Origin of the sequence: Arthrobacter sp. CAN_A1, from assembly GCF_015751665.1 — a bacterium.
In the GTDB taxonomy this organism is placed as follows: Bacteria; Actinomycetota; Actinomycetes; order Actinomycetales; family Micrococcaceae; genus Arthrobacter_D.
Genome location: NZ_JADOUR010000009.1, coordinates 112,256 through 122,075, shown reverse-complemented (window position 1 = coordinate 122,075; position 9,820 = coordinate 112,256). Strand labels below are relative to the sequence as shown.

The 9,820-nt window shown below is 61.5% G+C and carries 10 protein-coding genes; 7 read left to right on the top strand and 3 right to left on the bottom strand.

Annotated features, from left to right (window positions below; genetic code table 11):
* Nucleotides 1-829 precede the first annotated feature (829 nt).
* Nucleotides 830-1,225, top strand: a complete 396-nt coding sequence (locus IWX62_RS11685) for a hypothetical protein (protein WP_196841591.1) — start codon at nucleotides 830-832, stop codon at nucleotides 1,223-1,225.
* 269 nt (nucleotides 1,226-1,494) lie between these two features.
* On the opposite strand, the gene IWX62_RS16450 is transcribed toward IWX62_RS11685, so the two are convergent.
* Nucleotides 1,495-2,043: a DUF6578 domain-containing protein gene (locus IWX62_RS16450; RefSeq protein WP_442859257.1), complete on the bottom strand. Its 549-nt coding sequence runs from the start codon at nucleotides 2,041-2,043 to the stop codon at nucleotides 1,495-1,497.
* A gap of 590 nt (nucleotides 2,044-2,633) precedes the next feature.
* On the opposite strand from IWX62_RS16450, the gene IWX62_RS11675 reads away from it, so the two are divergent.
* The 4 genes from IWX62_RS11675 (at nucleotide 2,634) to IWX62_RS11660 (ending at nucleotide 5,539) form a co-directional block, all read left to right on the top strand.
* Nucleotides 2,634-3,197, top strand: coding sequence for a dihydrofolate reductase family protein (locus tag IWX62_RS11675; protein WP_196841589.1), 564 nt, complete (start codon nucleotides 2,634-2,636; stop codon nucleotides 3,195-3,197).
* Nucleotides 3,198-3,364: 167 nt separating this feature from the next.
* Nucleotides 3,365-3,889, top strand: coding sequence for a hypothetical protein (locus IWX62_RS11670; RefSeq protein WP_196841588.1), 525 nt, complete (start codon nucleotides 3,365-3,367; stop codon nucleotides 3,887-3,889).
* Nucleotides 3,886-4,428 carry a hypothetical protein gene (locus tag IWX62_RS11665; protein WP_196841587.1) on the top strand — a complete coding sequence of 181 codons (543 nt, stop codon included), beginning with the start codon at nucleotides 3,886-3,888 and terminating at the stop codon, nucleotides 4,426-4,428. The genes IWX62_RS11670 and IWX62_RS11665 overlap by 4 nt, the downstream gene beginning before the upstream one ends.
* A 244-nt stretch (nucleotides 4,429-4,672) precedes the next feature.
* Complete coding sequence (locus IWX62_RS11660; RefSeq protein ID WP_196841586.1) at nucleotides 4,673-5,539, top strand: hypothetical protein; 867 nt, start codon at nucleotides 4,673-4,675, stop codon at nucleotides 5,537-5,539.
* 210 nt (nucleotides 5,540-5,749) lie between these two features.
* Here the strand turns inward: IWX62_RS11660 and IWX62_RS11655 are convergent, their stop codons facing one another.
* Nucleotides 5,750-5,905 carry a hypothetical protein gene (locus IWX62_RS11655; protein WP_196841585.1) on the bottom strand — a complete coding sequence of 52 codons (156 nt, stop codon included), beginning with the start codon at nucleotides 5,903-5,905 and terminating at the stop codon, nucleotides 5,750-5,752.
* A 258-nt stretch (nucleotides 5,906-6,163) separates the two neighbouring features.
* Between IWX62_RS11655 and IWX62_RS11650 the strand changes: the two genes are divergently transcribed.
* Nucleotides 6,164-7,192 (top strand): DUF808 domain-containing protein, encoded by a 1,029-nt coding sequence (locus IWX62_RS11650; protein ID WP_196841584.1) that lies wholly within the window; start codon nucleotides 6,164-6,166, stop codon nucleotides 7,190-7,192.
* Between the two features lie 55 nt (nucleotides 7,193-7,247).
* Here IWX62_RS11650 and IWX62_RS11645 read toward each other — a convergent pair whose 3' ends face one another.
* Complete coding sequence (locus tag IWX62_RS11645; RefSeq protein ID WP_196841583.1) at nucleotides 7,248-7,898, bottom strand: dihydrofolate reductase family protein; 651 nt, start codon at nucleotides 7,896-7,898, stop codon at nucleotides 7,248-7,250.
* Between the two features lie 592 nt (nucleotides 7,899-8,490).
* On the opposite strand from IWX62_RS11645, the gene IWX62_RS11640 reads away from it, so the two are divergent.
* Nucleotides 8,491-9,795 (top strand): cation:proton antiporter, encoded by a 1,305-nt coding sequence (locus IWX62_RS11640; RefSeq protein ID WP_196841597.1) that lies wholly within the window; start codon nucleotides 8,491-8,493, stop codon nucleotides 9,793-9,795.
* Nucleotides 9,796-9,820 lie beyond the last annotated feature (25 nt).

Genomic DNA, 9,820 nt, shown 5'->3' with positions numbered 1-9,820 from the left:
CGGCCTTGAACTCGGCGGTAAAGACCGGCCGAGACTTTTTCTCAGACATAAGCACAATCCTCTCAAACCGTGTCTCACATCATTGATACACCTCAAAGGGTTGGCGCCGACGTCGTTTTCTAATTGGCTCAATATCCGCCTCGTTTCTCGGAGGAATCGCGGTGGTTCTGTCGACCCAATTTTCGTGACTTTGGATGACAAGACCTCATACCCGGGCCTAGCCCCTGACCCCGAACCGCGTATTCATTGCCGCGCATAGGTTTGCAAGCTTCGTTGTCGCGGTGAGGGATCCCTGACCGCAACACAGAAGACATAAGTAGCCTTACCTGATTAACTACCGTCTCTGTTCGGCTTACGCCCGGGCTTCTTGCTCAACCATTGTTCTCTATAAGCGTCCGTTTCTTTTGCGCGCTTATTCCCCGCGCTGATGCCAATCCATGCCCCCACTCCGGCTCCGAGCCCCGCGGCAACCCCGACGGTGTTCGAACCAAACGTCTGATCCAGGACAAAAGCGCACCCGACTATGATCGCGATCGCTAAAGCAATAAAAATCCAACGTCTCATGGGTCAAAGGTATATTGGACCGCCGCTCGCACAACAGCTCGTATGCGACTGGGCGACACGCGGTCGTTGCGGGGACTGATTTGAGAAATGCCAGCAAGTGCGCTCGAACCGCCCGTAAGCCGATCCCTCATTGCGACCAGTTGAAAGATCCTCCACCGGCCTCCTTCGCGGACGGCGTCGCGAGGTACGGGCGGGTCCGCGCAGATTTCAAATCATGCGCGCCTAAACCGTCTCTCGCCGCCAGAAGGTGGTTACCCTAAGGTCCATGAGACGCACTGACTTCCCCGCACGTCGATATGCGGCGGCCATCGTTCTCCTAGTCCTGACTTCGCTGTTCATGGCAACCAGCTCGATCTGGTACTCGGGCTCTTCGTCTGATTCACAGAGCGTAAGCCTAGGGGCGCTGAGCGTGAACATACTTGCGCTCACCTATGCCGGGCTCATCGGCTTTGAGAGATCGACGATTCACTTTGAACGCACCAAAAAGACGTGGAAACTAGCTCTCTTACTAGCGCTGACCATCGCCGGGCTATTGCTAGTCCTAATTCGGGGTTTCAGCATAACGTTCTTGGGGCATGTTCTCGCCGGTTGGACCCTCGCCTTTTGTCTACTCTGGTTTGATTCGGACGTGAAACGCGAGATGGCGCTCGGGGAGGGATAATGCCAAGAATGAAGTCCAGAGTCTCCCGGTGGGCGGATCGTTGCGGAATGCTTACTGTGTTGCGGTGAGGGATCCTTTATCGGACGCGGCTTACAGGACGAAGGTGTGGAACAGGAACAACACCATCATGAAGAAGGGCGTCATGGCTATCGTGCTGATCCACCAGGCTTTGGACCCAACCGGGCGCCGCTGTTGGTCTTCCGCCGACCTGGTGATTGAGGGTGGCCGGCTTCAAAGTCCACTGCGAAGGTTGCCATGCGTGTGATTCTTTAAGATGTCGGTGCTTGAATTCTGACGATCCAGCCGACTACATGTCCACGATGGCCCCGACGTTCCCGGAGCCTCGGCAGGCTGTGCTGCATGGCACCGCCGACTTCGGGCAAGTACTCGCCACGGTCTGCCGGGGATTGGGACTGCTGGTATCGAATGGACACCTGATCGATGCGGGTTACGTGACCTGACAGTTCAGTCCAGCCCGGTTTGCTTGGATCCTCTTGTTCTGCGTCGGCGCAAGTATCCCGCTGCAGAGACACTGGCCGGCGGCCCGCGAACAATTGAGCAAGCCAGTCCTGGTTCATGGGCACCAGAACCCAGTCGACATTTTCACCAAGCGCAACATCAAAACGGTCCTCCGATACTTGCCATTCGGTCAACCACACGTCCGTCTCATGCGGGCCTATCGGAGGGTCTGCGTCCTGCACCTCAACGACGAGGGGCTCTTCGCTTCTGAGCGGCTCGTAGGAACCGATGAAATGGGCATGTCCAGTAGACGGGCAGGTAGGAATACATGAGGATTCCGCGGCGGGTCGACCTTCCATGGATTCAGACTAGAACACTCCAATCCGGGAGTTGGGGGTCATCGCGGGTCAAGGTAGGGCAATGCCGCGTTGGAGGATTAGCTTGGGTCGACGTTGGCGGTCGATTAATCGGCTTTTTCTCGCCGCTGCAAACTCGCCTGACGAGGTGCGACCAGAATGGGGGTTATGGAAGAATCACGTCGGCCGTGGACAGGGTCTGTAATCTTCAGCACGGTTGTGTTGCTGGCTACGATCGCAGTGATGGTCTTCGTCCCGACAGAGCGAGTGGTTCTGGAAGTCGGAGTGATGCTGGCAGGACTGTACCTAGGCACTGTGTTCGCGTTTTGGTGTCGCCGGGCGGTGGATGGGTTCGGTCGTTCTTGTGTTGTTTCTTGCCGTGTGGTTCGCACTCAACACTGCGGGTTATGCCTGGTTTGGCGGTTTCCTTGCGGGAGTATGACTTGGAGTGGCGTGGGGGCGGGCCAGCCGAACCCGCGTCGTGAAGGAGGCGGCACTTTAGACCGTTGACGGCGGAACTTCCAAACTGTCGCGGACGCTTCCGCCCCGTACTGGTCTGTACAACGAATATCGAACCACGGGAGACTGGCACCATGCGCAATCTGACCTTCGGCATGAGTGTGAGCGTGGACGGCTACATCGCCGCGGAGGGCGACGACCTTGACTGGGGCATGCAAAGCGATGAGCTGTTCCAGTGGTGGTCCGACCGGGTCGGGGCGACGGGTCTGGCACTATACGGACGCAAACTGTGGGAGACAATGAACTCCCACTGGCCGACCGCCGATCAACAGCCTGGTGCCACACCGGCGCACATCGAGTACGCCCGCCGCTGGCGTGACATGCCCAAAGTGGTGTTCTCTTCGACGCCCGTCACGGTCGACTGGAATACACGCTTGTTCACCGGCGACGTGGTCACTGAGATCACCCGGCTCAAGACCGACGACGGCGGCTCCATGGACATCGGCGGTGCCACACTGGCTGCTGCGGCCATGCGGGCCGGGCTGATCGACCAGTACGCGATCGTCACCCACCCGGTTCTGGTGGGCGGCGGTACGCCGTTCTTCACCGCTCTGGACAACTGGGTGAATCTTAGACTGGTAGAGACCCGGACGTTTCCCCATGGCGTGGTCCTGACCAGATATGGGACTAGACCCTGAGAGCGCGACCTCCGATGAGCACTGACATCGAAGTCCGGTAGGAGACTCGCGAAGCCTGGGGTTTCCGCCGAGCATGCCGCTGGCAATGTTCGTTGCGGGCAGCGATCCGGCACATCACGTAAAGTTGGGCGCCAGCCCGCGGCGACCACCTAGCCTCAAAGGAACTCATGCCAGACAGACCTCGAATCGAACGACTCGAAGTGGGCGTCGGCGGGCTTTCCCCAAGTCAGCTTAGAGACAGCCTGAGTTCGCGAGGCATCCTGGTCAACGGACTCGCGGAAATCCTCATCGAGGACGTCATCCTAGCGGACCGTGCCTCCCACCCCGTTGTGGTCACCGAGCGAACTGTCGCCGAGCTGGGGCTTCCCCGTGGCGCGACGCTCACACAGATCTTCGACGTCGCGCAGCGACAGGGTCTGTCGCTATGCCCGGTGGATACTGCGCCCTATTTACGGCTGGCCCTCATCGAGCAGGCTGAGTCCCGCGACTCGGTGATGTCTTCGGGGACCGCACCCGACGGCGGGCTGACGGTGGCCGCCGAAGCGTTGGGTCAGGACGACGAGTATCCGAGGGGCTTCTATCTGCGCGTCGTCGACGGCCACGCGTGGCTGCGCGGCTACCGCTGCGATGACGTGCACGTCTGGTCTCCCGATGACCGGTTCATCTTTCAGCTTCCAGTGCCGCCTGAATGAGCGCTGAGCACAACGCCAATCTGAGGGCCGATCAGTCGCTCCTGACTGCTACCGGCGTCGGGGCGTGCCTTTCGGTGCTTCACATCTTTGTTTGGCCGGATAGCACCCTGCCGTGGGTACGAGGGCTTACCGTCGGTCCAGCAGATCCGTGGCTCTGGCTGGCGGCCCCGACGGTGTTGCTATGGGGCGCCTATCTATTCGTGGCCACGGCGGAGGGACGTGAAGGACGCCGCGGTCATCGTGGTGCGATGGCAGTCCTCGTTGTGCTCGCAGTGGTGGTGGCGCTCTTCTCCCACGGCATCTACTTCAGTCCCATTTATGGCTTGGCCCTCCTTCTGCTTGCCGTCAGGACGCGGGGCGTGCTGAGCACTGCCGTTGGAGTATTCGCTCTTCTGGTGGCCCTCGGGATCTTGTCCCTCCAATCCTCGGGAGCGGCGTTGAGTGTGAGCCTGCTGGCCGTAGCGAGCCTTATTGCTGCAGTCAGAATCCGTCACGACCGGCGAAATCAGGCTGAAGATTGCGCGAGGATGTCGGCATAGAAAGCTTTGCGTGTGGTGGCCCGCCTGAAACACTTAGCCCATGATGCAGGAATCTTTGGGGTGGCAAGAAGTCGTGGTTGGAGGATCGGTTATCCGGGTGAGCCTCTTTGAGCCGGTTGCCGTCGTCCGCCGAAAAGGCGAACCAGACCGGGTAGTGACCTGGCCCGACCTTCCAGTCGGGGTGCGGAGCCCAACCGTCCGAATAGAGGCCGCGCTGAGTGGCGCGTGGGTACACTACACCCCGATGGAAGCGGACGAAGGGCAAGGTGTTGAAAAGGGTTCGGCCGCGATTCACATCTCCCCGGGCGGTGCAGTCGTCCGGTTTCCTGACCTGGCGAATGCCAGTCTGGTCGGGGCTACCAGGCATGGGCTGTGGCTTTCGACGGGGCACTGGGGAGCCGACGCGGACAATCCGACGGATTGGCTCATCGACCGCGAACTTCTCGTTCTGAACGAGGACGGAGGGATACATCAGATGACACTCGACCGTGTCCCCGCTGTCGCATCCGATGACGGTGGTACGCCCCGGCTGGTCGTCTACGCCTCCGCCCCGGATGCGCTCCACGACGGTGATGGGGGTGTTTGGTACACCTACCGATACCTGCACGTCGATCTTCCCCGCAACGATCTTCCCGCGACCCTGCGCGTTGCTGACTATCCGACCACCACTCTGAACGAGGAGGAGATTCCCGAGATGATGGATGAAGACGGACCTCGAACGTATCCCTCTACTCCTGATGACGCCCGCGCACCGTGGGACATGGTTGCCCTTCTGGCCGAACAGAGGCAGGCGGCCATCGACGCTGTCTGCGGCGAGTTCACCAACGTGGACTCCTACTGGGAAGCTCCAGGTGGATACATGAAGCCCCTGACCGACGGTATGAGCGATGCCCGGGTGATGGTCGCCGATGACTGGCCGGACACCCGCGTTGAAGTGAGCTTCAAACACCCCCATTACCCCAACGGGCGGCTTCGACGAACGTTTCGGGTCTTCGACGACGCAGGCCGGATCACTCCGACGCAGTTCGCGACGATCAGTCTGATGGAGGACCTCGACACCGGCGCGCTTCCCCCGGCCCGAAATGCTCGGGACGGCATCCTGGAAATCTGACGAAGGAAACCCGGGATGACCGCCATCGCTTCGCAGGCCGGTGCGCCAGGCTGACTCATTCTCTCAGGGGCAGTGATGGCGGTGGCCAGGGGCGTTTCCCCCCTGCTCGAACTGCTACCGGCCCCACTTCCGGCCGAGGAAGCTCCTACATGAGCCCGCCACCCCCACGGCCGCGGTGATGGCGCTGTCCCGGATCCTCCGAGGAAACTTTCACCGACTTTCCCTGAGTCGGCTCACCGCCAAGACGACCAGCAGGGTCACCGCGACCGCTCCGGCGGCCTCCACCAGGGTTATCCACGACGCAGCCAATGCGAAAGAGGCCAGGAGCGCTCCTGAAATCGTGACCGCAAGGACAAGTGTTTTCATCGTTTCCCCATCGATGCATCCTGTCATGGGCAGGCTGGGAAGAGAACGCAGCAAGGTAACCGCACAGGGTCGCCGGCGAGGCCACCGATTGGAACCGCCTGACGCCCGAGGCGCTGCAGGAGTGGAAAGAACATCAGCTGGCAGTCGAATTGCTCCGCTGCTGTACCCGCCATAATATACTTCGAGCATGCCGATCAACCGCCTCGACCGAGGTATTCACGCCCAGCCGTCCGATTCCGAGACGCGCGGGGGCAATCTGTGAGCGGCGGTCTCGTCGCCCTGCTGGACGACGTCGCAGCTCTCGCCCGCATTGCTGCCGCATCGGTGGACGATGTTGCTGCCGGTGCCGCCAAGGCGGGGGCCAAAGCCGCCGGCGTCGTGATTGACGACGCCGCAGTCACCCCGCAGTACGTGTCGGGGGCGGACCCCTCTCGCGAATTACCGATGATCAAGCGGATCTTTTGGGGCTCTCTGCGCAACAAACTGCTGATCATTCTGCCGGCGCTCCTGCTCATCAGCGCCTTCATCCCGGGAGTCATCCCGTTCATCCTGATGCTCGGCGGTACCTACCTCTGCTTCGAGGGCGCCGAAAAGGTGTGGCACAAGTTCCGCGGCCACTCCGCGGCGGAGAAAGCACCAGCGGTCGAACGCGGCCCCGAGGCGGAAGCCAAGGTGACCAAGGGCGCTATCACCACAGATTTCATCCTGTCCTGCGAAATCATGGTTATCTCGATGAACGAGGTGGCCGATGAGTCTCTGCTGGTCCGGGCGATCATCCTTGTCGTCGTCGCCATCGCGATCACGGTAATCGTCTACGGCGCCGTCGCACTCATTGTCAAAATGGACGATATCGGTCTGCACCTGACCACCAAGGACTCGGCGGGTTCCAAGCGCTTCGGTGAGCTGCTGGTCAAGGCGATGCCCGGCGTCCTCGCCGGGATCACCCTCATTGGGACGGTGGCCATGCTGTGGGTTGGCGGTCACATCATGCTGCAGGGGGTTTACGACCTCGGTTTGCACCTGCCCTACGACCTGGTCCACACCCTTGAGTCACCATTCGTCGGAATCCCGGTCGTGGGCGGCTTCCTGGCCTGGCTCGTGAACACCGTCTGCTCCGCTGTCCTGGGACTCGGCTGGGGCCTGATTGTCATGGCTGTCCTGCACCCCCTGCTGAAGGTGCTGCCATTCGGTAAGGGGAAGGGCGAACACGAAGAAGGAGATGTACGCGCTGCCATCGCAGGCTACCGGCCGACGAAGCGCACCGCAGATTCAGCCTCAAAACCCTGACCTACCGGGGAGGACAAAGGCGAAGGACCACTGAGGTGACCATTAGCCAGTCGACTCAATGACGTCGGGCGAAAGTCAGATGGATCACACCGCTGGGTGAGGGCGCTGCCTCGATGTGGAAGCGTTGCTCCAGTCCTTCGAGAGAGTCCCAGAGTCGTTCGCCGCGGCCGAGAACGATCGGGACCAGAACGATGTGCATCTGGTCGATCAAATCGGCCTCAAGGAACTGGCGGACCGTGGAGACACCGCCGCCGATCCGCACATCGAGGTCCCCGGCAAGTGCGCGGGCCTGCTCGAGCGCCTCGGCGGGGCTGGCGTCCACAAAATGGAAGCTGGTCCCGCCATCCATGGTCAACGTGGGGCGAGGGTGGTGGGTGAGGATGATCACCGGCGTGTGGAACGGCGGGTTGTCGCCCCACCAGCCGTTCCAATCCTCGTCCCACGGGCCACGCTGGGGCGCGAACTTGTTGCGGCCCATGATTTCCACGCCGATACCGGAAGCCCATCGACTGGCGAAGGTTTCGTCGATCCCGTTGGAACCCTCCTCCTCGCCATGGAAACCCAACTGCTGGAAGGTGCGCGTTGGGAGAGCCCACTCAAGCAAGCGCGTCCCAGCGTGCCCGAAAGGCGCGTCCAACTGCTGCCCCTCGCCGGCACCGAATCCGTCGATCGAGATGGAGAAGTTGTGAACCCGAACGAGTGACATTGTGCTCCTTGCGCCTGTGTGGAGGTCGAAGGCATCCCGCACTACGGTCAGCCAAAGCTAAAACCAAAGTCGTTTGCAATTCGCGATCGCTGCGCCGACCGTAGCGCAGGCCGATGGAATGCTGCAAGCATTGCGCGGACCGGGGCCCTCAGCCTTCCCAGGCATGCGTTCAGGCAGCTGATATCAAAGACAAGTGGTAGCCGGGACAAAACGAGTGGCTGGTACGCGTTTCGCCGGTGCTGAAGAGTCGTAGATTGGCCCCAACGCGCTGCCCCAGGCTTCGGAGATGAAACAGATGCCATGAAAAGTTCCCCACAACCTGGGCGCCTGGTACAAATCCACCACCGTTGCCCGCCGGCGCCACCGCCGTCAGTTTCGGTCTCAGCCTGTTCAGCAACGGCACACTCACCACCGACGACTACGCCATGTACGACACCGTCGGAGCCCCGCCGCCGTAGCGGGATGCCAACGGTGTGGGCGGACTTATTCGCTAGCTGCCGGGCATCAGTTCCCGCGCCCCGCGGATTCGGCGTAACCTTCTCTTGCGGAGTTCACACTGGGTGCACTGATCCGCATGAGGAAAGAGGTACCGGTGTTCGAGGCGCCGAGTCTGATGTTCGCCGCTGCGGGAATCGCAGTCTTTGCTGCAGCCTTGCTGCCACGGCTGTTGATGCGGGCCCCGGTGTCGATGCCCATGATGTTCCTTGCCGCCGGGTTTGTGGTGTTCACAGTGGCGGACGGACTGCCGGACCCGGATCCCATTGCGTACAGCGATGTCACTATCCACCTCAGCGAGATCTGCGTGATCGTATCCCTGATGGGTGCGGGGCTGGCCCTGGATCGAAAGGTGGGCCGGAAGCGTTGGGCGACCACCTGGCGGTTGCTCGGAATCGCTATGCCCCTGTGCCTGATCGCCTTCACACTGCTCGGTATGTGGGCCCTCGGCCTGGGCGTGGCTGCAGCGATCCTGGTAGCGGCGGCGCTGGCCCCCACAGATCCAGTGCTGGCATCGGAAGTTCAGGTTGGTGCGCCCTCCGAAACAGAGGAGGAACTCGAGGCTGAGGATGAGGTGCGCTTTGGCCTGACCTCCGAGGCTGGCCTGAACGATGGGCTCGCCTTCCCCTTCGTCTACTTGGCGATCGCCATCAGCCTGGTGGGAACCGCGCCGTCCGCATGGTTCCCGGAATTCTTCGCACTGGACGTGATCTGGCGTATCGCGATCGGATGCCTCCTCGGCTTCGGGATGGGCAAGCTGCTGAGCCGGATCTTCTTCCAATCCCGGGTTGAGAGCGCCCGGATGGCCAGCCACTCCGAGGGCTTCGTCGCCCTCGCAGCCACCTTCCTCACCTACGGGGTCACCGAGATGGTCGAAGGGTACGGATTTATCGCGGTGTTCGTCTGCGCTGTGACCATCCGGTCAGGCGAGCAAACCCACGGGTTCCACGGTGTGCTGCACAGCTACATCGAGCAACTTGAGCGGCTACTCACGGTGGTGGTGCTCGTCCTCCTGGGCGGAGCCGTGGCACGGGGGCTGCTGGCGGGGGTAACCTTGAACGAAATCCTCGTGGCACTTGCCTTCCTCCTCCTGGTGAGACCCATCTCGGCCTGGATCAGCCTCGCCCGGGGGACTACGGGCCCGTGGGAGCGCGCCGTCATCTCCTTTTTCGGTGTTCGCGGCATCGGTTCCATCTATTACCTCAGCTATGCCCTGTCCAAGGGCGAGTTCGCCAGCGAGGACGAGGCGCTGTGGCGCATCGTCGGTCTGGTCATCGTCATGTCCATCCTGCTTCACGGCGTCACCGCAGCACCCATGATCAACGCGCTCGACCGGGCCCGGAAACGTAAAGCAGTGCGGGAATCCGGCACCGAGGACGCGGCCCCCAACACGGCAATCTGACGGCGCCCCTCACAGGGAACCCGGT